The organism is Pseudomonas sp. FW305-7 (assembly GCF_058786735.1).
The window spans coordinates 33,010-55,247 of sequence record NZ_JBYSZA010000010.1 but is presented as its reverse complement, the minus strand read 5'-3'; the positions used below and the strand labels follow the sequence as shown (position 1 = coordinate 55,247).

The window sequence follows — 22,238 nt, the reverse complement described above, 5'->3', positions numbered from 1 at the left end:
GCACCCACGTACAGCAATCCCTAAAGACCCAAGATCAGAAAGGATCTGAGATGACTGACCAACAGAACACTGCAGCCAGCGAAGAAGAAACCGCACCGCAATTCTCCTTGCAGCGCATCTACGTTCGCGACCTGTCTTTTGAAGCCCCGAAAAGCCCGGCGATCTTCCGTCAGCAGTGGGATCCGACCGTTGGTCTGGATCTGAACACTCGCCAGAAAGAACTTGAAGGCGATTTCTACGAAGTCGTGCTGACCCTGTCCGTGACCGTGAAAAACGGTGACGAAGTGGCCTTCATCGCTGAAGTGCAACAGGCCGGTATCTTCCTGATCAAGAACCTCGACCCGGCGTCGATGAGCCACACCTTGGGTGCGTTCTGCCCGAACATCCTGTTCCCTTACGCTCGTGAGACTCTGGACAGCCTGGTAACTCGCGGTTCGTTCCCGGCACTGATGCTCGCTCCGGTGAACTTCGACGCCCTGTACGCGCAAGAGCTGCAGCGCATGCAGGAAAGCGGCGAGACCCCAACCGTTCAGTAAACGGTCTGAGCGACAACGAAAAAAGCGCCGTTACAGGCGCTTTTTTCTTGCCTGATCGTTCCTACGCTCTGCGTGGGAACGATCAGGCATTTATTTTGCGGTGTTATTTGAAGTCGTTCTGGCGCCACGCTTCGTACACAGCCACGGCCACGGTGTTGGACAGGTTCAGGCTGCGGCAGCCTTCGCGCATCGGCAGGCGCAGGCGCTGTTCGGCGGGCAGGGCGTCCAGCACTTCTGGCGGCAGGCCACGACTTTCCGGGCCGAAGATGAACGCATCACCCGGCACAAACGCGGCATCGTGAAACGGCCGCGAACCCTTGGTGGTGAACGCGAACAACCGTGGGTTGCCCAGGCTTTCCAGGCAACTGGCGAGGTCGGCGTGGCGTTGCAGCGTGGCATATTCGTGGTAGTCGAGACCGGCGCGGCGCAGGCGCTTGTCGTCCATCTCGAAACCCAGCGGTTCGATCAAATGCAGGTGGCAGCCACTGTTGGCGCACAGCCTGATAACGTTGCCGGTATTCGGCGGAATTTCTGGTTGAAAAAGGATGACGTGAAACATGCACGGCTCCGAAGGTAAAGATGAGCGGCATTCTACGCCGCCTGTGGACAACCGTTCGAAACTATTCCCGCGGGTGATCGGTTCGCTGGCGATTGTCGGCGTGATGATCGGCCTGATGATCGGCCGCCTGACCACACCGGATCCGAGCGTGCTGCAACAGGTCGAGGTGATCGACGGCGGTCTGGTGGTCTGGTTCAACAACGAGCCGAAGCTGCACGGCGAGGTGGTCGACGGTGCCGTGGCGCTTCTGTTCCAGGCTGAAGGCAAGGCGCAGAAAGGCCAGCTCAAGCTCAACGGCAAAGACGTCAACTGGCGTACGCGAGCGAGTGATGGCGGGTTGTTGCTGACGGTGCTGGCGGCGCGGCCGCTGCAAGGTGACTGGACCGGCAGCGAGGTCGATGACCGCTGGCGGCTGGAGATCCATCTCCGGGAGCAATAAAAGCGGGAATCCCTGACCTGCCTGTATCAGGGTTCCCAAAACGGGGTGGACTTCGCTCGTAGCGTCGGTCCGTTGTAAAGAGGGAACCCCCGGCCTGCCTGTACCAAGGATCCCAAAAGGGTGGGCGCATCGCATTGCGATGTGCGCCCGGTGTAAAGAGGGGAATCCCCGGCCTGCCTGTACCAAGGTCCCCGAAACGGGTGGTGAATCGAATCACCTGTAAGAGGTATTGCAGGGGGCGTGCCAGTTTTTAATCTGCTGAAACAAAAAAGCTGATGAGAAACGCGAAAGCCCCGGAATTCGGGGCTTTCGTGTTTTTGGCGTTGTTGTTTTTCGGTGATTTTCACTAACGATCTGAACTGAAAGTTATGCTCGATTGCGGTTCAAGGTGCATTACTCTGGTGCACAGAGGACTAGTTGTGGGAGCGGGCTTGATCGCGAAGGCGTCGTGTCAGTCAACATCCTTTTCAATGACAAACCGCTTTCGCGAGCAAGCCCGCTCCCACATTGGATCTTTGATGTTCACGTAATGTGTGTTCACCGCAGACCTATAGGCTGTTTAACCCTCATCCCCCTCATCATCATCCCCACCATCAACCTTCATCCCCAGTTCCTTGATCTTGCGCGTCAGGGTGTTACGCCCCCAACCCAGCAAAACGGCGGCATCACGGCGACGCCCGGCGGTGTGCTTCAAAGCCGTTTCGATCATGATCCGCTCGAACGCCGGTACCGCGCTGTCGAGCAGGCTCGACTGGCCGCGGGCCAATGCCTGATCGGCCCACTGGCGCAACGCTTGCTCCCAGTTGGTCACTGGCGCCGAATCCTGCGGCAGGTTCAACAGTTCCGGTGGCAAGTCGCTAATGTGCACTTCACGGCCGGAGGCCATGACCGTGATCCAGCGGCAGGTGTTCTCCAACTGGCGTACGTTGCCGCCCCACGGCAGGTTTTTCAGGTATTCCTCGGTCTCGCTTTTCAGCAGCTTCGGCTCGACCGCCAGCTCTTGTGCGGCACGGCTGAGGAAGTGCTTGGCCAGGGTCGGGATGTCTTCGCGACGGTCCGACAGGCGCGGGATGTGGATGCGGATCACATTGAGGCGGTGGAACAAGTCCTCACGGAATTTTCCGGCGTGGACCAGGGTTTCCAGATTCTGGTGCGTCGCGGCGATGATCCGCACATCGACCTTGACCGGTACATGACCACCGACGCGGTAGAACTCGCCGTCGGCCAGCACCCGCAGCAAACGGGTTTGTGTATCTGCCGGCATGTCGCCGATTTCATCGAGGAACAGCGTGCCGCCATCGGCCTGTTCAAAGCGTCCGCGACGCAGGTTGGCTGCGCCGGTGAACGCGCCTTTCTCGTGGCCGAACAGCTCGGATTCCATCAGGTCCTTGGGGATTGCCGCCATGTTCAGCGCAATGAACGGCGAGGCTGCACGCGGGCTGTGGCGGTGCAGGGCATGGGCGACCAGTTCTTTACCGGTGCCGGATTCGCCGTTGATCAGCACGGTGATGTTGGAGTGGCTCAAGCGGCCGATGGCGCGAAACACTTCCTGCATCGCCGGCGCTTCGCCGATGATTTCCGGGGTGCGGGTCAGCGCGGGCACCACTTCCAGGCCTTGCTGTTCTTGCGCGTGCTGGTTGGCGCGTTTGACCAGCGACACCGCCTCATCCACGTCGAACGGCTTGGGCAGGTATTCGAAAGCACCACCCTGATAGGAGGCGACAGCGCTGTCCAGATCGGAGTGGGCAGTCATGATGATGACCGGCAACCGTGGGTGCTGCTCGCGGATCCGCGCCAGCAGATCCAGCCCGCTGGCACCCGGCATGCGGATATCGGAAATGATCACATCAGGCTGCTGACGGGCCAGACGACTCATCACGCCATCGGCGCTGTCGAAGCTCTGCGTGGTCATGCCTTCCTGCTGCAAGGCCTTTTCCAGAACCCAACGGATAGAACGGTCGTCATCGACGATCCACACGGTTTCACTACGGCTCATGTCGATGTGGCTCCTTGTTCCAGTGGCAGAAAGATCGAGAACGTGGTGTGGCCGGGGTGGCTGTCACACTCGATCAGGCCCTGGTGCTGGCTGATGATGTTCTGGGTAATGGCCAGGCCCAGCCCGGTACCGTCCGGGCGGCCGCTGACCATGGGAAAGAAAATGGTTTCCTGGAGTTCCGCCGGGATGCCCGGGCCGTTGTCGATGATCTCGATCTTGGTCACCAGACGATGGCGGACGTGGCCGATGGTGAACTGGCGCATGGTCCGGCTACGCAGGCTGATGCGGCCCAGGCGCAGCTCGTTCTGGCTGCTGATCGCCTGCATCGCGTTGCGCACGATGTTCAACACCGCCTGAATCATTTGCTCGCGGTCGATCAATACGTCGGGAATGCTTGGGTCGTAATCACGCACCAAGGTGATGCAGCCCTGACTTTCCGCTTCGACCAGTTGGCAAACGCGCTCGAGCACTTCGTGAACGTTGCACATGGCCAGCGACGGCAACTTGTTCGAGCCAAGCATGCGGTCGACCAGATTGCGCAGGCGGTCGGCCTCTTCAATGATCACGTTGGTGTAGTCGCGCAGGCTGTCTTCCGGCAGCTCTCGGGCCAGCAGTTGCGCGGCGCCACGAATGCCGCCGAGCGGGTTTTTGATCTCGTGGGCAAGACCGCGCACCAGCATCTTGCTGGTTTCCTGCTTCGACAGCTGGGCCTCTTCCTTGGTGATCCGCAGCAAGCGATCACGCGGGTGGACTTCCAGCAAAAGCAGGGTCGCGCCGTTGCTGAGGATCGGCGTCACCGCGTAATCCACGGTCAAGTTCTGACCGGTGAGGGCCGTGAGCATCGCTTCGCGCTTGGTGAACGGGTGTGCCTGTTCCACCGCCTGGCGCAGGGAATTGAGCGCTTCGGTGGATTCGGTGAACAGCTCGCTGATGAACTGCCCATGGCTACGCTGCCCGCTGATGGCGAGCAGCATCTCCGCCGCCGGATTCATGTACTCAAGGCGCAATTCGGCATCAAGCAAGATGGTAGCGGTGGTCAGGTTGTCGAGCAGCAAACGGGGGATTGCGTCACTTATAGTCATCAGGGCCTCTTTTGGGGGCGGAGCGTGCGCAACAAGCAAGCGTCGTTATCGGGAAAATGCAAAAACCAAACCAAGGCTCCGAAAAGAAGCGTTCAACCCCTGAAACGGGCGTTTGACGCTCGTTTGCGTGGCAGTCGGCCAGCTCTCGCGGGTACTTTCGAACCAAAATGGGTTGCAATGTGGGTACGGTGCAGCCTGTTGCACCAATATAGTGCGCAAAGCTGAATGGCGTTAAAAGAAACGCAGGAAGGGATTTTTCGGTTCTGGTGGTTTGTCCTTCAACGGACATTCCGGGCGCACGCCGTAATCCTCGTTAACGCAGGGTTTGACCTGGCGTTTCTGCGCCAGTGAGATGCGCAGCATGTGGAACGGCTGGTTGGCGGTGCGTTCGACGGTTCGGCCCTGCGCATCAAGAATCTCGATCGAAAGGTTGTGGCTGCCACGGTCGATATTGCTCAGCGGGAATACCGGACTAAGACCGGGCTCGCCAGTGACCTGGCCGTCGAGCAACAAGCGATAGCGATGGCCCGCTTGCAAGCCGGGCTCGCTGGTAACGCTGACAATCAACTCGCCGGCGCTGCTGCGAATGGTCGCGTCCGGCTCGGGCACCAGAACGCGCAGCATGTCGTAATGGAGCAGCGGTTGCTCCGGGGATTTCTTTGCGGTGGTAATCGGCCGTGCAGCGCTCGGATTGGCCGGCATGCGATTGCTGGTCGCCAGCGGCACCCGCTTGGCGTTGCCGCGTGGTTGGTCGGTGTAGACGCGGTTGCCTTGCGCATCGATGTAGGTGAACACCTCGGCCGAGGCTTGCAGCGTGATCATCGCCAACAAGGCGATCAGCCATGGACGAATCATGGCTTGTGTACCCGCTGTACGGTAAAGACCACCACCGGGCTCTGCTGGATGATTGCCTCGCCATCGATGACCTGAACGGCAAGTCGATGTTCGCCACGGTCGACATTCACCAATTGCAGGATCGGCACGTTGCCTGGCTGCCCGTAAGGCTCATCATCCAATACCAGTCTCAATTGATGCGGCGGCTGCAAGCGCGGCTTGATCAGCACATTGACAGTGAAGGTGCCGTTGTTGGCGCGCAGGGCTTCTTCGGTGGGCATGCCGGCGAGTTCGAGAATCTCGTAGGCGCTGCGCACGGGCTCACGGCTATCGGAGATGGGCGCGGCGGGTGCGCTCGGCCCCTGAGGCTCAACGCTGTTGAGTGGCGGTAACTCAACCGTCTGCGCCTTGACCCCCTCCGGCGAGTGATCGCTGTACACCGTATTGCCGTTGGCGTCGGTGTACTTGTAGATCTGCGCGGCGGCGGGCAGGGCGATCACCAGCAACAGGAAGAGAAAACCACGACCCATGGATTCGACCGATCAACGATGAGAGTGGATGCAGCATAGGCCAGGGGCGGCGGTAAGCCCAACCGGGACAACATCCGCTCACACAAACCGGCCGATTCTGAACGGCTTTCAACTGCTGAAGTTGAGCATGCGTTTTTGCCTGCCAACGGGCACGACGGGTTTTGGACACCCCTCGGGGCCGGGATAGGTTTGCTGTCCGGTCTCGTCGTACTGCGTGGTGCAACCGACAGGCCCTTTGTCGTAAAACGCCCGGCTTTTAACCACGCCGTTACGGTGATAGCACAATTGCTCGCCGGTCAGGTCGCCCGCGTGTTCATAGGTTTTGACTTGTCGCTGATTGATGTTCAGCAGACTGAAACCCACGCGATTCTTTTGGCATTCGATCTGCCCATTGTCGTAATAACTGATGTCGGTGATATGGTCGTTATCGCCAATGATCGTCTCACTGGTCTTGCGACCGGTTTCATAGTTGTAATCAGTGGATGCTTGGCGATCACCGTAGAGGAAGTCGGTCTCCGACGACAATTTGCCATGGGTGAAGTGTCGGGTTATCCCGCAGCGGTCGACGGTCGGGTGACCATCCTTGTCAAAACGGCACCAGTTGGACTCTTCATAAAGCACTTCCTGGTCATCGTATTGTTTCATCGAGCCGACAAAGCGGCGCAGCTCGAAACGTCCGACGGTGGCGGGAGTGCCGTCACGCAAGAAGGTCAGATAGGGGCCTTCGCGCTCATCGTTGTGCCAGGAGATGTCATTGATCAATGCGCTGCCGTCGCTGCTGTAATCCAGTGCGCGGCCTTCTTTCTTGCCGTTTTCGTAATGACGCAAGTTCAGCAGTTTGCCGTCGGCGTTGTAGAACTCCTGTGTGCCGGACAATACATCGGCCTTGTAATGCTCGATTAGAATCACGACGCCATTGGCATCGGTTTCCCGCAGTTCACCTTCTTTTTTCCCAGCCACGAAGTTAACGCTCTGGCTGTGGCCCTTGTCGGTCTTGAGGGTCCATGGACCGCTTTTCAGGCCGTTTTCGAAGGCGCCGCTGCCGATCGCGGTCACCCATGGGCCTTCGCGCTGGTCGTTGCGGTAGTTGCCGCGCTCGATCACGGTGCCAGTGATCTCTTCGCTCGGGCCGTCGAGTACGCCGTGCAGGTACGTCTGGAATCCGGTCGTGGTGTTATCGGGATCGCCATCGTCGAGAATTGTCCAGCGCCCCTCGCGTGCGTCATCGACATACTGGCCGGTGTAGCTTTTCGAGTAATGGGTCTCGGTCCATTCGCCCTGTCGTTTGCCTGCCACATAGTTGCCGCTGGCCGAATATTTGTATTCCTTGGCGAACGACCAGGTGCCAGTACGCAGACCTTTTTCGTAAGCGCCCTGGGCACTGATGTCGCCGAAATTGAATGAAACCGAAGCGCCATCCTCGCTGCCAATGAAGGTGGCGGGAGTGGTTTCCCAGGCCATGCGGCCCACTTGATAGTTATAGAGCGTGCGATCGCCGTCTTTCACGGACGTATCGATGTCGCGCCAGAATGTGACAGTCAGAAAACGCCCGTTTTTTTCCTGATAGGTTTTTTTGAAGTAGTGCTGATCCGTACCGGGCGTGTTGATGTCCAGTGGCTTGGTCTGTTCATCGAAATAACCGACCAGCGTTCCTGCGGTGAGGTCGAGTTGGTCGAATTCGGGAATGCCCGATTGCGTGTAGCGCAATCGATAGTTGATCGGCGTGAGCTGCGCCAGTGCTTTCTTGATGGTGAGGGCGTCCAGCCGCTTCTGGCCTGCGGCAATTCGGTCGAGGGCTTTTTGCAGTCCTGTGACGCGAGTGTAGAGCTGACTGCTGGCGTCGTATTTGTAGGCGTAAATCCGGTACTTCGTTTGCTGCTTGAAGAGCACCAGGCGGATGGGGTCTTCGCTGTCGATTGGCGTCAAAAATACCGATTCGATGGTTGCCTGGCCGAAGTCATCCAGTAACTGCGGGCTCGCCTCGGGCGTGTCGCAGATGCAGTAGTAACCTTTGACGCCCTTGGCTTCCTTGATGAACGCCAGCGTCGCCGAGCTTTCCTGCAAGCCCTCGATCAGCGGGTGGGCCAACGGTTTGTCTTCATAGAACGCTGCTGCGCCGGCCATTTGGCAGGCGAGGCCGGCCGTCAGGGCGATGGCCCATAACCACTTCATGCGAATCCCTTCGTCAAGGCGCCGGACGGGCGCTGAGGCGGCGGATTATCCATGGAAGCGCGGGCACAAAAAAGGCCTCCCGAAGGAGGCCTCTTTTTGTCACGCCGCGTGCTGCAGCGCTACCGGATCAGCAGCTGTAGTACAGCTCATATTCCAGTGGGTGCACGAAGGTGCGGACCTTGATTTCTTCTTCGGATTTCAGCGCGATGTAAGCGTCGATGAAGTCGTCGGAGAACACGCCGCCCTTGGTCAGGAACGCACGGCCCTTGTCCAGCTCTTCCAGGGCTTCTTTCAGGCTGCCGCAAACTTGTGGGATCTCTTTCGCCTCTTCAGGCGGCAGGTCATACAGGTTTTTGTCAGCGGCATCGCCTGGGTGGATCTTGTTCTGGATACCGTCCAGACCGGCCATCAGCAGTGCTGCGAATGCCAGGTACGGGTTGGCAGCCGGATCCGGGAAACGCGCTTCGATACGACGGCCACGTGGGCTGTTGACGTAAGGAATACGGATCGAGGCGGAACGGTTGCGAGCCGAGTAGGCCAGCATTACCGGAGCTTCGAAGCCTGGCACCAGACGCTTGTAGGAGTTGGTGGCCGGGTTGGTGAAGCCGTTCAGTGCCTTACCGTGCTTGATGATGCCGCCGATGAAGTACAGGGCGGTTTCGGACAGGCCGGCATAGCCTTCGCCAGCGAAGGTGTTCTTGCCATCTTTGGCGATGGACATGTGGACGTGCATGCCCGAACCGTTGTCGCCGTACAGTGGCTTAGGCATGAAGGTCGCGGTGCGGCCGTAAGCGTCAGCAACGTTGTGTACAACGTATTTCAGAGTCTGAACTTCGTCAGCTTTCTTCACCAGGGTGTTGAACTTGACACCGATTTCGTTCTGACCGGCAGTCGCCACTTCGTGGTGGTGAACTTCAACGGTCTGGCCCATTTCTTCCAGTGCGTTGCACATGGCAGTACGGATTTCGTGGTCGTGGTCGAACGGCGGAACCGGGAAGTAGCCACCTTTGACGCCTGGACGGTGGCCTTTGTTGCCGCCTTCGATGTCCTGGTCGGACATCCACGAACCTTGTTCGGAGTAGATCTTGAACATCGAGCCGGAAATGTCCGACTTGAACTTCACTTCGTCGAAGATGAAGAATTCTGGCTCTGGGCCAGCGAAGACGGTGTCACCGATACCGGTGGTCTTCAGGTATTCCTCGGCGCGGTGAGCGATGGCGCGTGGGTCACGATCGTAACCTTGCATGGTCGACGGTTCGATGATGTCGCAGACCAGGATCAGGGTCGCGTCTTCGGTGAACGGGTCGAGCACGGCAGTGTCGTCGTCCGGCAGCAGGATCATGTCGGAGGCTTCGATGCCTTTCCAGCCAGCGATGGAGGAACCGTCGAACATCTTGCCGACTTCGAAGAAGTCGTCTTCCAGCGCATCGCGAGCCGGCATGGTCACGTGGTGCTGAGTGCCTTTGGTGTCCGTGAAGCGCAGATCAATCCACTTGACGTCATGATCTTTGATGAGTTGAACCGACTTCGACATAGTGTCCTCCGGGTGGCTTAGGGCTTGGTAGTGGATGCCCTTAATATGGGTGATGCCGGCGCAGATAGTCTGCCAAGGCAACCTGCCTCACAAGGGAGCAAATTGCATGCCAGTGCCCCAGCATGGGTTTTTTGCCCCAAATTCACGCTTATTAAGGTGCAAACCGTCTTAAAGCGTAAATTCTCGCCCTCTAATGTGGCGTCACAATCGCAAAATGACCTGTTTTGGTGCGTGCAAAACCTTCTGCACATTAACTGGTTAAACCTTGAGCAATTTCCGCTATAATCCGCGCCCCCCTTTTTCGGCTGGCCCTGCGCGCGCTGTTTTCATGAAACTAATCGTAAAAGTCTTCCCCGAGATCACCATCAAGAGTCGACCTGTCCGGACGAAATTTATCCGCCAGTTGGCCAAAAACATCCGCGCCGTGCTCCGCGATCTGGACCCGGCTGTGGTGGTGAACGGTGTGTGGGACAACCTCGAGCTGGAAACCCGTGTTACCGACGCCAAAGCCTTGAAAGAGATGGGCGAGCGCCTGACCTGCATGCCGGGCATCGCGCACTTTCTGCAGATCGACGAGTACCCGCTGGGGGACTTCGACGACATCACCGAAAAGTGCAAACAGCACTACGGTGATGCGCTGGCCGGAAAGATTTTCTCGGTGCGCTGCAAGCGTGCAGGCAAGCATGCGTTCAGCTCGATGGACGTCGAAAAATACGTCGGCAGCAAGCTGCGTCGTGAATGCGGTGCTGCCGGAATCGACCTGAAAGCGCCGGAAATCGAAGTCCGCATCGAAGTTCGCGACAAACGGTTGTTTGTGATTCACAGCCAGCACAACGGCATCGGCGGTTACCCGCTGGGTGCGTTGGAGCAGACCCTGGTATTGATGTCCGGCGGCTTTGATTCGACTGTTGCGGCCTACCAGATCATGCGTCGCGGCCTGATGGCGCACTTCTGCTTCTTCAATCTGGGCGGGCGTGCCCACGAATTGGGCGTGATGGAAGTCGCGCATTTCATCTGGAAGAAGTACGGCAGTTCGCAACGCGTGCTATTTGTCAGTGTTCCGTTCGAAGAAGTGTTGGGCGAAATTCTCGGCAAAGTCGATAACAGTCATATGGGCGTCGTATTGAAGCGTATGATGTTGCGCGCGTCCTCGGCCATTGCCGACCGACTGCACATCGATGCGCTGGTCACGGGTGAGGCGATCTCCCAGGTGTCGAGCCAGACGCTGCCGAACCTGTCGGTGATCGATTGTGTGACTGACAAACTGGTCTTGCGCCCGCTGATTGTCGCGCACAAACAGGACATCATCGACACGGCTAACGAAATAGGCACCGCCGATTTCGCCCGGCACATGCCGGAATACTGCGGGGTGATCTCGGTTAACCCGAAGACCGCTGCCAAACGTGGCCGCGTCGAACACGAAGAGAAAGAATTCGACATGGCGGTGCTCGAGCGTGCGCTCGCCAACGCCAAACTGGTCGCCATCGATCGAGTCATCGACGAATTGGGCCAGGATTTGCAAATTGAAGAAGTCGGCGAAGCGCTGGCCGGTCAGATCGTCATCGACATCCGTCACCCGGACGCCGCTGAAGACGAACCGCTGGAGCTTGCCGGCATAGAGGTACAGACGATGCCGTTCTATGCAGTGAACGCACGTTTCAAGGAACTGGACCCTACTCGCCAGTACCTGCTGTATTGCGACAAAGGCGTGATGAGTCGCCTGCATGCCCACCATTTGCTCAGTGAGGGGCATGCCAATGTGCGCGTTTATCGACCGAGCTAAGTGCCCGGGGCTGTTTGCCTGTGGCCTGCGTCACCGGCCCCCCGACACCGCCGTCAAGCTGTAACGGCCATGCCGGACACTACTGCTAATCGCTGCCAAGACTTGTCAGCAAACCGAATCCTCTGATCGAGATACACAAGTGATCGAAAATCTACGCAACATCGCCATCATTGCCCACGTTGACCATGGTAAAACCACCCTGGTAGACAAACTCCTGCGTCAATCCGGCACCCTGGAGCGCAACGAGCTCAACGACGAGCGCGTGATGGACTCCAACGACCAGGAAAAAGAGCGCGGTATTACCATTCTGGCGAAAAACACCGCCATCAACTGGAACGGCTACCACATCAACATCGTGGACACCCCGGGCCACGCCGACTTCGGCGGCGAAGTTGAACGCGTAATGTCGATGGTTGACTCCGTTCTGCTGCTGGTTGACGCTCAAGACGGCCCTATGCCGCAAACCCGTTTCGTGACCAAGAAGGCTTTCGAAGCCGGCCTGCGTCCAATCGTGGTCATCAACAAGGTAGACCGTCCAGGCGCGCGTCCGGACTGGGTTCTGGACCAGATCTTCGACCTGTTCGACAACCTCGGTGCGACCGAAGAACAACTGGACTTCCAGGTTGTTTACGCCTCGGCCCTGAACGGCATTGCCGGTCTGGATCACACCGCCATGGCTGAAGACATGACCCCGCTGTACCAAGCGGTTGTCGACCACGTTCCGCCTCCGGCTGTTGACCGTGATGGTCCGTTCCAGATGCAGATCTCCGCTCTGGACTACAACAGCTTCCTGGGTGTTATCGGTGTTGGCCGTATCGCTCGTGGTCGCGTCAAGCCGAACACCCCGGTTGTCGCTATCAGCGCCGACGGCAAGCGCCGCAACGGTCGTATCCTGAAGCTGATGGGTCACCACGGTCTGCACCGCATTGACGTTGAAGAAGCAGCGGCCGGCGACATCGTCTGCATCAGCGGCTTCGACGAGCTGTTCATCTCCGACACCCTGTGCGACATCAACACCGTTGAGGCGATGAAGCCGCTGACCGTTGACGAGCCAACCGTTTCCATGACCTTCCAGGTAAACGACTCGCCATTCTGCGGTAAAGAAGGCAAGTTCGTGACCTCGCGTAACATCAAGGATCGTCTGGACAAAGAGCTGCTGTACAACGTTGCACTGCGCGTTGAAGAAGGCGACTCGGCTGACAAGTTCAAGGTTTCCGGCCGTGGTGAGCTGCACCTCTCGGTACTGATCGAAACCATGCGTCGCGAAGGCTTCGAGCTGGCCCTGGGCCGTCCTGAAGTGATCATCCGTGAAGTTGACGGCGTGAAGCAGGAACCGTTCGAAAACGTGACCATCGACATCCCTGAAGAATCGCAGGGCAAGGTCATGGAAGAGATGGGTCTGCGTAAGGGCGACCTGAGCAACATGGTGCCGGATGGCAAGGGCCGTGTTCGTCTGGAATACAACATCCCTGCTCGCGGTCTGATCGGTTTCCGTAACCAGTTCCTGACCCTGACCAACGGTGCTGGCATCCTGACCTCGATCTTCGACCGTTACGCTCCAGTGAAGTCGGGCCACATGTCCGGCCGTCAGAACGGCGTTCTGGTTTCGGTTGAAACCGGCAAGGCACTGACCTACTCGCTGGAAACCCTGCAGGCTCGTGGCAAGCTGTTCGTAGAACACGGCCAGGAGATCTACAACGGTCAAATCGTTGGTCAGAACAGCCGCGACAACGACCTGGGTGTGAACCCAACCAAAGGCAAGAAGCTCGACAACATGCGTGCTTCGGGTAAAGACGAAACCATCGCTCTGGTACCACCTGTTCGCTTTACTCTAGAACAGGCTCTGGAATACATCCAGGAAGACGAGCTGTGCGAAGTTACTCCTAAGTCCATCCGTCTTCGCAAGAAGATCCTGGACGAAAGCGAGCGTACCCGCGCTGCCAAGAAAGCCAAGGCGTAATTTAGCCCGAGCTTGAAAAAACGCCCCCGGTCGCGAGACCGGGGGCGTTTTTGTTTGTCTGGGATTTGTGTGGTGTGTGCACTGGCCTATCGCTGGCAAGCCAGCTCCCACTGGGTTATGGGTCGTATATAAAATATGTGTACGACCACAATCATTGTGGGAGCTGGCTTGCCAGCGATGGCGGCCGATCAGCCGCTGAACGTTTCAGGGCAGATCAAAACTTCTCGATCGCCCGGAAATTCTGTTCGCGCACCACTTCCTTCGGCTTGTACGCACAATACCCCGGACGCGGGCCGATCTTCGGGTGATTGCGGCAGGTATCAGGGCGCTTGTCATAAATGGTGCACAGGCGGCTCTTACGATCCAGGTAGTAGCAATCGTTGTTGCTCATGCGCTGGAGGGTAAAGATCCCCGACTTCTGATTGAAGCGTTCGACCAGCCCTTCCTTTTGCAGGCGCTTGGCGATGTTCTTCGGCGGATCGCCCAGTTCGAACTCGTCGACCACACCGATGCGCACCAGATCCTTGATCTTCACCTCGACTGGCAGCGTGCAGCAGCTGGAGATGCAGGAACCGCACATCGGGGCCGAATATTTGGCCCACGTATCGAGACGATCGATCTCGGCGGCAGCAATCAGGTTGGGCTTCATCATCGGGAGTTACCAGGCGTGTGTGCATCAGGGCGCGCGATCATACCGGGACTGGTGGATTTTTGAACAACCTTTCGCCAGATTTTTTCTGCATGCAGGCTTTTTGCCGGACAGTTCGGCACGGCCCCTGCATTCATTAGCTCATCCGCCAGGGTAATGCCGGGCCATCTCACCGTCTCAGGAAAAACTGCCGAACCTGCGCCGCTACCGTCGGTCAGACCGTCTAGGCTCAGACAATTCCCCGCTCGCTCGAGGTCCTATCGATGACTCAAGAACCACTAGTTCGCGAAGCAGAGGTGGCCGCATTCCGCGACGCCGTCCTGACCAAACTCACCTATGCGGTGGGTAAAGACCCCGATCACGCCTTCGACCATGACTGGTTTGAAGCGATTGCTTTGGCCGCGCGCGACCACATGGTCGAGCACTGGATGGACCACACGCGCCAGATCTACCGCAAAGGTCAGAAGCGGGTGTACTACCTCTCGCTGGAATTTCTCATCGGCCGTTTGCTCTATGACAGCCTGAGCAACCTCGGCCTGCTCGACGTCGCCCGTGAAGCGTTGACCGAACTCGGTGTCGATCTGGAACGCATCCGACTGCTGGAGCCGGATGCGGCGCTCGGCAACGGCGGCCTCGGTCGTCTGGCGGCGTGCTTCATGGAAAGCATGTCGACCCTCGGCATCGCCGGACACGGCTACGGCATTCGTTATGAACATGGCTTGTTCCGCCAAGCGATCGTCGATGGCTGGCAGCAAGAACAGACGGAGCATTGGCTGGATTTCGGCAACCCGTGGGAGTTCGAACGGCCAGAAGTCGTTTACAGCATCGGCTTTGGTGGCAGCGTCGAAACCGTCACTGATGCCAGCGGCAAAACCAAGCAAGTCTGGTCGCCAGCGGAGACCGTCCGCGCGATTGCCTATGACACACCCGTAGTCGGCTGGCGCGGAGCGAGCGTCAACACCTTGCGCCTGTGGCGTGCCCGGGCCATGGAAGATTTGCACCTGGAGCGTTTCAACGCCGGTGACCACCTCGGTGCTGTCGCCGAAGTGGCCCGTGCTGAAAGCATCTCCCGCGTGCTCTACCCGGCGGACAGCACTGAAGCGGGGCAGGAACTGCGTCTGCGCCAGGAATACTTCTTCGTCGCCGCCTCCTTGCAGGATTTGCTGCGGCGTCATCGCAACATGCACACCTCGGTGCTGACCTTGGGCGATCACGCGGCGATCCAGCTCAACGACACGCACCCCTCGATTGCCGTCGCCGAACTGATGCGCCAACTGGTCGACGTCTACGACGTGGCCTGGGATGCGGCGTGGCAAGTCACCGTCGACACGCTGTCGTACACCAACCACACGTTGCTGCCGGAAGCGCTGGAAACCTGGCCAGTCGGTTTGATGGAACGCATGCTGCCGCGACACATGCAGATCATCTATCTGATCAATGCCCAGCACATCGACTCGCTGCGTGCCAAAGGCATTCACGATTTCGACGTGCTGCGCGCGGTGTCGCTGATCGAGGAAGACAACGGTCGCCGGGTGCGTATGGGCAACCTCGCGTTTCTTGGTTCGCACAGCGTCAATGGCGTGTCCGGGCTGCACACGCAACTGATGCGCAAAACCGTGTTTGCCGAACTGCACAAGCTCTACCCGGAGCGGATCAACAACAAAACCAACGGCATCACCTTCCGCCGTTGGTTGTTCCAGGCCAACTCTGAACTGACCTCGATGCTGGTCGATTCTCTCGGCCCGGATGTGCTGGATAACCCCGAAGAACGCTTGCTTGATCTGGAACCGTTCGCCGAGAAAACTGCGTTCCGCAAAGCCTTTGCCGAGCAGCGCCTGCACAGCAAAAAAGCCCTGGCCTATCTGATTCACGAGCGTCTGGGCATCGCGGTCAATCCGGCGGCGATGTTCGACGTCCAGGTCAAACGGATCCACGAATACAAACGCCAGTTGCTCAACCTGCTTCACACCGTGGCGCTGTATCAGGCCATTCGCGCCGAGCCTGAAGTCGACTGGGTGCCGCGAGTGAAAATCTTCGCCGGTAAAGCGGCCGCGAGTTATCACCAGGCCAAGCTGATCATCAAACTGACCAACGACATCGCGCGGGTGGTGAACAACGACCCGACCGTACGTGGTTTGCTGAAAGTGGTGTTCCTGCCCAATTACAACGTCAGCCTGGCGGAGAGCATTATTCCGGCGGCGGATTTGTCCGAGCAGATATCCACCGCCGGTTTCGAGGCGTCGGGCACCAGCAACATGAAGTTCGGCCTCAACGGCGCACTGACCATCGGCACGCTGGACGGTGCCAACGTGGAAATGTGCGAGCGCATCGGCGCCGAGCACATGTTCATCTTCGGTCTCAGCGCCCAGCAGGTTGAAGCGCGCAAACAGAACCACGAGTTCAGCGCCGCACCGGACATTGCCGCCTCCCATCGATTGAACGATGTGCTGCAAGCGATCCGCAGCGGGGTGTTCTCGCCGGATGACACGTCGCGTTATACCGGGCTGATCGATTCGCTGGTGGACTACGACCGCTTCCTCGTCTGTGCCGACTTCGATTCCTACTGGGAAGCGCAGAAACGCGTCGAAGAGCACTGGCACGACAGCAACAACTGGTGGCGTTCGGCGGTGCTCAACACCGCGCGGATGGGCTGGTTCTCGTCCGACCGGACGATTCGCGAGTACGCCACCGACATCTGGAAAGCGCTGGAGTAACTTTCCGCAACAATTGTGCGCAAGGCCCAACGTTTGTTGGGCCGGATCGATATACTGAGCGCCGGTTAGCGGGCCGCATCAGGCGCCGCATATCACTGAAAGGATTGAACCCTGTGGCGAGGGGATTTATCCCCGATGGACAGCGCAGCTGTCCCAAGATTCTTTGGGCCGCTTCGCACCCCATCGGGGATGAATCCCCTCGCCACAAAGGCTCACTCCTACAGGGTTTGTGCCTAGACTGAGGCAATCGCCGGACTCGCCCCGCCTTGGGGCCGCTTAGGGATATCGACCATGCAATGGATGTTCATGTTGATCGGGCTGGTGCTTGGCTGGCTGCTCGATGAGTCGTTCAGCTCGGCGCTGTTGGGCGCGTTGCTGGGTTTGGCGATCGGGCAGACGATCCGCATCGCGCGGCTTGGCTCGCAGGCGGCGGAACAGCAGCGTCAATTTGAACAGGCGAAAGTCGCCTTGCAGGCCGTCGAACAGCGTCTGTTTTTGCTGGAAGGCGCGCCGCTCCGTGCAGCGCCACCTCCGAGTGCGGCACCTGCCGCCGAGCCAGTCGCCGAACCCGCCAAAGTTGTCGAAGAGGCGCCGATTCCAGCCCCAGAACTGGTCTGGGAACTGCCGGCCGATCTGGAACCGCTATCCGCCGTCGCTCGCGAAACCAGCCAACAGCTACCGGACGATGTCTGGCGTCTGGACGCCGTTACGCCTGAACCTGAACCCCGACAACCAGCCGAGCCCCGTGGCCCGAATCTCATCGAGCGCGGCCTCGACGCGGCGCGTAACTGGCTGTTCGGCGGCAACACCGTGCTGCGCGTCGGTGTGGTGCTGTTGTTCTTCGGTCTGGCATTCCTGCTGCGCTACGCCACCGAAGGCATGGTCGTGCCGATCGAGTTGCGTTACGCCGGGGTCGCGGCGGCGGCGCTGGGCCTGCTGGCGCTGGGCTGGTGGCTACGTCATCGCAACAGCCATTACGCGTTGATGCTGCAAGGCACCGGGATCGCGGTGCTGTACCTGACGGTGTTTGCGGCGATGCGTTTGCATCCGTTGCTTGATCCTTCGGCGGCACTTGGCTTGCTGGTGGCGGTGACGGTGTTCTCGGCGATTCTGGCGATCACCCAAGACTCGCTGGCGCTGGCAGCGGTGGCCGCGCTGGGCGGTTTCGCCGCGCCGATCCTGACCTCGACCGGCGCTGGCAACCATGTCGCGTTGTTCAGTTATTTCGCCTTGCTCAACGCTGGCATTCTCACCATCGCCTGGTTCAAGGCCTGGCGGCTGCTCAACCTGATCGGCTTCGTCGGCACCTTCGGCATCGGTTTCGCCTGGGGCCTGCGTTCGTACACGCCGGAGCTTTTGTGGAGCACCGAGCCGTTCCTGATTCTGTTCTTCCTGATGTACCTCGCCATCGGCCTGCTGTTCGCTCGGCGCAAGTTGCTCGACATGCCCGACGCGCCGGCGGACGGCGACCGTGACGCGCTCCTGCAATGGTCGGCGCGCAAGGGCGATTACGTTGATGGGACGATGTTGTTTGGCCCGCCGATCATTGGTTTCGGTTTGCAGTTTGCGTTAGTGCAGCATCTAGAGTTCGCCGCCGCGTTCAGCGCCCTCGCGCTGGGCATGATCTACATGGCGCTGGCCAAGGTATTGATGGGCGGACGCGCGATTTTGCTGGGTGAGACCTGTCTGGCGCTCGGGGTGATTTTTGCCAGTCTGGCGATCCCGCTGGGGCTCGATGCGCGCTGGACGTCGGCGGCGTGGGCGGTGGAAGGCGCGGGGATTTTCTGGCTCGGTTTGCGACAGCATCGACCGTTCGCCCGGGCCTTTGCCTTGCTGCTGCAACTCGGTTCGGCGTTGGCGTTCCTCAGTCAGTTGAATGTCGGCGAGAGCAGTCTGCTCGATGGCGCTCCGCTTGGCGCATTGATGCTCGGCGCGGCGCTGCTGTTCAGCTTCTATCAACTGCGCCAAGCCGCGTCGGAGCAGACGTCGCCGTGGGAGCGCCAAGGCTTGCCGGTGCTGGCGTGTCTGGGGCTGACCTTCCTCTATCTGCTGGCGCCATTGTTCTTCTTCGTTCAAGGCACGGCGATCAGTTGGGCACTGGCCGGGCTGGCAACGTTATTAGTTGGTCTGCGCCTGCAATCGCGCACGTTCCTGTTCACCGCATTTGCCGTGCAACTGCTCGGCGGCGCGTTGTTCCTGTTGCGTCTGCAAGGCGCGGGCGAGGACTCTGCGGCGGTGTTCAGTGCCGGTTGGAGCGGCTTGCTCAGTGCGTCGCTGATCGGTCTGGCGCTGATCGCCGGCATGTTGCTGGCGGCGCGCGATGAGATGGTGCGCGGTGACGTGCGTCTGCTGCGCGGCTTGTCGGTGGTGCTGTTGGCCGGTCTGGTGCTGATCAATCTGGCGGTGCTGTTCGTGCTGCCGTGGCAGACCGCGAGCGCGGTGTGGGCGGCGAGTGGTCTGTTGATCATCTGGCTGAGCCTGTACCTCAAGCAGCGTGTGAGTTTTGTCTTCGGTCTGCTGTTGCAGTTGATCGGTGGCGCGGCGTTTTTGCTGGCCGGCCCCGAGTTGCTCGGGCCGCTGTCCAGCGAAGGGCTGAAGCCGTTGGCCCACGGCGGCTTCTGGACTCCGTTGGTGCTGGGGCTGGCGGCGATGATCGGCGCGTGGCGTCTGCAATTGGGTAATCACGCCTCGGCATTTGATGCGCTGAGTTTGCAACGCTTGTCCGAGGTCTCGCTGGTGTGGGGCGCCGGTTGGTGGGCGCTGGCGTGGGTCAGCGAGGTGCTGCGATTTGCGCCGTTGAATCTACAGGGCACACTTTTGTTGTTGGTCGCGGCACTGAGTGTCGCACTCTGGACCTTGTTGTCTCTGCGTCTGAAATGGCCGGCGTTGGGCCTGCTCTGCACGTTGCTGATTCCGGCGGCGGGACTGGTGTTATTGGCGGCGTGGCATTCGCGTTATCACCCGGCGGCAGACTTCGGCTGGCTGGCGTGGGCATTGGTGTTCACCGTGCACTTCTTCAGTCTGCGCCGGTTGCAACCGATGCTGCCGGCCCGCGCTTTGAGCACTGCGCATGTGCTCGGTTGCTGGCTGCTGATCGGCGTGCTGGCGCTGGAATTGCGCTACGGCTTGCTGCTGTTGTCCGAGCAATACAACGCCTGGCGCTGGCTGGGTTGGGCGATTCTGCCGAGCCTGTATCTGCTTATGGCGGCTGCACCGCGTAACTGGCCATGGCCGGTGGCGGCGTTTGCCCGCGAATACCGTTTGTACGCCGCTGCACCGCTGGCGGTGCTGATGCTTGGCTGGTTCTGGCTGGCCAACGGCGTCAGCGATGGCAATGCCGAACCGCTGCCGTACGTGCCACTGCTCAATCCGCTGGAACTGGGTCTGCTGTTCGCCTTGTTCGGCGTTTACGTCTGGTCGCGCAGTGCGGTGTCGCAGTTGTCGATCCGGCAGGACTACGCTGATAACGCTACGCAACTGATCGCCGGGGTTTCGCTGTTCGCCTTCTGCACGGCATTGGTGACCCGTGCCGCGCATCATTGGGCGGGCATTCCGTTCGAGCTGGATCAACTGCTGGAATCGATGCTGGTGCAGGCCGGGTTGTCCATCGTCTGGACGCTGATGGCGCTGGGGCTGATGATCGGCGGGCATTTGCGTCATCGTCGTGAGGTGTGGCTGATCGGCGCGGCGCTGATTGCGCTGGTAGTGGCCAAACTGATTTTTGTCGAACTGAGTAACCGTGGCGGTCTCGCCCGGATCGTTTCGTTTATCGGCGTCGGCGTGTTGTTGCTGGTGGTGGGCTATTTCGCGCCGCTACCACCCAAACGCGTCGAAGCCGAGCCGGCGGCGGGCAAGCCTGTGCCGGAAACCGAAGGAGTTTCATCTTGAGTCGCATGCGAAATCTGGGGTGGTTGGCGTTGGGCGTGGTGATGGCGGCCGGCGCCCAGGAAAAACCGGCGGACTTCGCCACGCAGGTGCCGCTGACGGTCAGCGGCAATGGCCCGTGGTATCGCCTCGAACTGCCGCTGAGCGTGCAATTGCAGGCGCGTCAGACTGATCTGAGTGACTTGCGGGTGTTTAACGCCGCTGGCGAAGTGCAAGCCTATGCCTTGGCTCGCGAATCGGCGCAGACCCGCGACGACGGCCAGTTGCATGAGGTCAAGTGGTTCCCGCTGTACACCGCCGCCGACGCCACGGAGCGCGCGCCGAACGTGCGCGTGCAATCCACCACCACGGGCACGCTGGTTGAAGTGCAACCGTCCAGCCAGTTGGAGGCCGGTGAAGAAGTGCTGCGTGGCTGGCTGCTCGATGCCAGTGCGATCAAGGCGCCGTTGCAACAGCTGATCCTCGACTGGACCAGCGAGCGCGATGGCTTCCAGCGTTTCAGCATCGAGGCCAGTGACGACTTGCAGCACTGGCAACCGTGGGGCGAAGGCCAGGTGGCGCGGCTGACCTTTTCCGATGAGCGCATCGAACAGCACGAAGTGACGTTACCCGGGCAATCCGCCCGCTATGTGCGCCTGCTGTGGGAATCGCCGAATTCGGCACCGACCCTGACCTCGGCGCAACTGAAAAGCAGCGACCCGCGCAACGTGCCGCTGCCGTTGGTCTGGTCGCCAGAGCTGGCCGGCAGCAGCACCAAGGCTGGCGAATACACCTGGCAATTGCCGATGGGGCTCAACGTCGAGCGGGTGCAGGTTGAACTGAAGCAACCAAACAGCTTGGCGCCAGTGACGTTGGCGGGTCGGCGCGAGAGCAGCCTGCCGTGGCAGACGCTGAGCAGTGGTTTGTTGTATCGCCTGGCGCAGAATGGCCAGGACGTGGTGCAGAACGAATTGCAGCTGTACGGGCAGACTGTTCAGCAGTTGAAGCTGACGGTGGATGAACGTGGCGGCGGTTTGGGTGAGCAGGCGCCGAGTATGAAATACGCGGTGCGGGCGACTCAGGTGATCTTCCTGGCGCGTGGGGACGGGCCGTACAGCCTGGCGTTGGGCAATCCGAGCGTGCGAACGGCGAATTTGCCGTTGTCGACGCTGATCCCCGATTTCAAACCGGAGAAACTGGCGACGTTGGGTAAGGCGACGGTGCAGGGTGACGTGGTGGTCACGCAGACTTCGACGGCAACGACGGCGGCGGTGGCTGAGACCAATTGGAAGAAGATCGGATTGTGGGCGGTGTTGCTGCTCAGTGTGGTTTTCCTTGGGGCGATGGCGTTCAGTCTGCTGCGTAAACCTCCGGCCAATTCCTGAGAATGGCTGGCGCTGCGCGCCAATCGCTGGCAAGCCAGCTCCCACAGTAATCTCTGTCGTTCACATATCTTGTGTACACCAAAGAACCTGTGGGAGCTGGCTTGCCAGCGATGAGGGCCGATCAGCCAACAAAAATCCTCAAACTGTTGCTTCACTCAACCACCACCCGTCCCGAACCGTACTACGCTAAATCCGCTACCT

Annotated in this window: 15 protein-coding genes; 7 read left to right on the top strand and 8 right to left on the bottom strand. The window is 59.6% G+C overall.

The annotated features are described in order from the left end of the window. Positions 1-50: 50 nt before the first annotated feature. Complete coding sequence (gene secB / locus AC3WMT_RS14310; RefSeq protein ID WP_103304204.1) at positions 51-536, top strand: protein-export chaperone SecB; 486 nt, start codon at positions 51-53, stop codon at positions 534-536. A gap of 103 nt (positions 537-639) precedes the next feature. Here the strand turns inward: secB and AC3WMT_RS14305 are convergent, their stop codons facing one another. Then, the gene (locus AC3WMT_RS14305; RefSeq protein ID WP_003220777.1) at positions 640-1,095 is read right to left on the bottom strand and encodes a tRNA (cytidine(34)-2'-O)-methyltransferase; all 456 of its coding nucleotides are present in this window, start codon (positions 1,093-1,095) and stop codon (positions 640-642) included. Here AC3WMT_RS14305 and AC3WMT_RS14300 point away from each other — a divergent pair. Beyond that, a complete protein-coding gene (locus AC3WMT_RS14300; RefSeq protein WP_103304205.1) occupies positions 1,094-1,534 on the top strand; it encodes a hypothetical protein in 441 nt (146 codons plus the stop codon). The two genes, AC3WMT_RS14305 and AC3WMT_RS14300, sit on opposite strands and share 2 nt — an antisense overlap. A gap of 559 nt (positions 1,535-2,093) precedes the next feature. On the opposite strand, the gene ntrC is transcribed toward AC3WMT_RS14300, so the two are convergent. From ntrC to glnA, 6 genes are all read right to left on the bottom strand, one after another. Further along, on the bottom strand, positions 2,094-3,530 hold the full coding sequence (ntrC, locus tag AC3WMT_RS14295) for a nitrogen regulation protein NR(I) (protein WP_007909238.1): 1,437 nt from the start codon (positions 3,528-3,530) through the stop codon (positions 2,094-2,096). Beyond that, positions 3,527-4,612 (bottom strand): nitrogen regulation protein NR(II), encoded by a 1,086-nt coding sequence (gene glnL / locus AC3WMT_RS14290; RefSeq protein ID WP_103304206.1) that lies wholly within the window; start codon positions 4,610-4,612, stop codon positions 3,527-3,529. Before glnL ends, ntrC begins: the two co-directional genes overlap by 4 nt. A 231-nt stretch (positions 4,613-4,843) precedes the next feature. After that, the gene (locus AC3WMT_RS14285; protein ID WP_103304207.1) at positions 4,844-5,467 is read right to left on the bottom strand and encodes a DUF4124 domain-containing protein; all 624 of its coding nucleotides are present in this window, start codon (positions 5,465-5,467) and stop codon (positions 4,844-4,846) included. Beyond that, a complete protein-coding gene (locus tag AC3WMT_RS14280) occupies positions 5,464-5,976 on the bottom strand; it encodes a DUF4124 domain-containing protein (RefSeq protein ID WP_103304208.1) in 513 nt (170 codons plus the stop codon). Before AC3WMT_RS14280 ends, AC3WMT_RS14285 begins: the two co-directional genes overlap by 4 nt. A gap of 108 nt (positions 5,977-6,084) precedes the next feature. Then, positions 6,085-8,148: a toxin-antitoxin system YwqK family antitoxin gene (locus AC3WMT_RS14275; RefSeq protein WP_103304209.1), complete on the bottom strand. Its 2,064-nt coding sequence runs from the start codon at positions 8,146-8,148 to the stop codon at positions 6,085-6,087. Between the two features lie 127 nt (positions 8,149-8,275). Next, positions 8,276-9,682 (bottom strand): glutamate--ammonia ligase, encoded by a 1,407-nt coding sequence (gene glnA / locus AC3WMT_RS14270; RefSeq protein WP_007961736.1) that lies wholly within the window; start codon positions 9,680-9,682, stop codon positions 8,276-8,278. A 328-nt stretch (positions 9,683-10,010) separates the two neighbouring features. Here glnA and thiI point away from each other — a divergent pair, with 328 nt between their 5' ends. Together thiI and typA are read left to right on the top strand one after the other, a co-directional pair. Next, positions 10,011-11,465 carry a tRNA uracil 4-sulfurtransferase ThiI gene (thiI, locus tag AC3WMT_RS14265; protein WP_103304211.1) on the top strand — a complete coding sequence of 485 codons (1,455 nt, stop codon included), beginning with the start codon at positions 10,011-10,013 and terminating at the stop codon, positions 11,463-11,465. Between the two features lie 139 nt (positions 11,466-11,604). Then, a complete protein-coding gene (gene typA, locus AC3WMT_RS14260) occupies positions 11,605-13,425 on the top strand; it encodes a translational GTPase TypA (protein WP_003220792.1) in 1,821 nt (606 codons plus the stop codon). Between the two features lie 214 nt (positions 13,426-13,639). On the opposite strand, the gene AC3WMT_RS14255 is transcribed toward typA, so the two are convergent. Beyond that, entirely contained in the window at positions 13,640-14,077 is a 438-nt protein-coding gene (locus AC3WMT_RS14255; RefSeq protein ID WP_008080573.1) for a YkgJ family cysteine cluster protein, read from the bottom strand. 260 nt (positions 14,078-14,337) lie between these two features. Here AC3WMT_RS14255 and AC3WMT_RS14250 point away from each other — a divergent pair, with 260 nt between their 5' ends. From AC3WMT_RS14250 to AC3WMT_RS14240, 3 genes are all read left to right on the top strand, one after another. Then, complete coding sequence (locus AC3WMT_RS14250; protein WP_103304212.1) at positions 14,338-16,788, top strand: glycogen/starch/alpha-glucan phosphorylase; 2,451 nt, start codon at positions 14,338-14,340, stop codon at positions 16,786-16,788. 291 nt (positions 16,789-17,079) lie between these two features. Next, positions 17,080-20,676 (top strand): DUF2339 domain-containing protein, encoded by a 3,597-nt coding sequence (locus tag AC3WMT_RS14245; protein ID WP_103304213.1) that lies wholly within the window; start codon positions 17,080-17,082, stop codon positions 20,674-20,676. After that, on the top strand, positions 20,673-22,037 hold the full coding sequence (locus AC3WMT_RS14240) for a DUF3999 domain-containing protein (protein WP_103304214.1): 1,365 nt from the start codon (positions 20,673-20,675) through the stop codon (positions 22,035-22,037). The genes AC3WMT_RS14245 and AC3WMT_RS14240 overlap by 4 nt, the downstream gene beginning before the upstream one ends. The last annotated feature ends 201 nt before the right edge of the window (positions 22,038-22,238 follow it).

Coding starts and splice junctions, on each gene's coding strand:
- secB (WP_103304204.1), top strand. CDS start 51: ATGACTGACCAACAGAACACTGCAGCCAGCGAAGAAGAAACCGCACCG.
- AC3WMT_RS14300 (WP_103304205.1), top strand. CDS start 1,094: ATGCACGGCTCCGAAGGTAAAGATGAGCGGCATTCTACGCCGCCTGTG.
- AC3WMT_RS14305 (WP_003220777.1), bottom strand. CDS start 1,095: ATGTTTCACGTCATCCTTTTTCAACCAGAAATTCCGCCGAATACCGGC.
- ntrC (WP_007909238.1), bottom strand. CDS start 3,530: ATGAGCCGTAGTGAAACCGTGTGGATCGTCGATGACGACCGTTCTATC.
- glnL (WP_103304206.1), bottom strand. CDS start 4,612: ATGACTATAAGTGACGCAATCCCCCGTTTGCTGCTCGACAACCTGACC.
- AC3WMT_RS14285 (WP_103304207.1), bottom strand. CDS start 5,467: ATGATTCGTCCATGGCTGATCGCCTTGTTGGCGATGATCACGCTGCAA.
- AC3WMT_RS14280 (WP_103304208.1), bottom strand. CDS start 5,976: ATGGGTCGTGGTTTTCTCTTCCTGTTGCTGGTGATCGCCCTGCCCGCC.
- AC3WMT_RS14275 (WP_103304209.1), bottom strand. CDS start 8,148: ATGAAGTGGTTATGGGCCATCGCCCTGACGGCCGGCCTCGCCTGCCAA.
- glnA (WP_007961736.1), bottom strand. CDS start 9,682: ATGTCGAAGTCGGTTCAACTCATCAAAGATCATGACGTCAAGTGGATT.
- thiI (WP_103304211.1), top strand. CDS start 10,011: ATGAAACTAATCGTAAAAGTCTTCCCCGAGATCACCATCAAGAGTCGA.
- AC3WMT_RS14255 (WP_008080573.1), bottom strand. CDS start 14,077: ATGATGAAGCCCAACCTGATTGCTGCCGCCGAGATCGATCGTCTCGAT.
- AC3WMT_RS14250 (WP_103304212.1), top strand. CDS start 14,338: ATGACTCAAGAACCACTAGTTCGCGAAGCAGAGGTGGCCGCATTCCGC.
- AC3WMT_RS14245 (WP_103304213.1), top strand. CDS start 17,080: ATGCAATGGATGTTCATGTTGATCGGGCTGGTGCTTGGCTGGCTGCTC.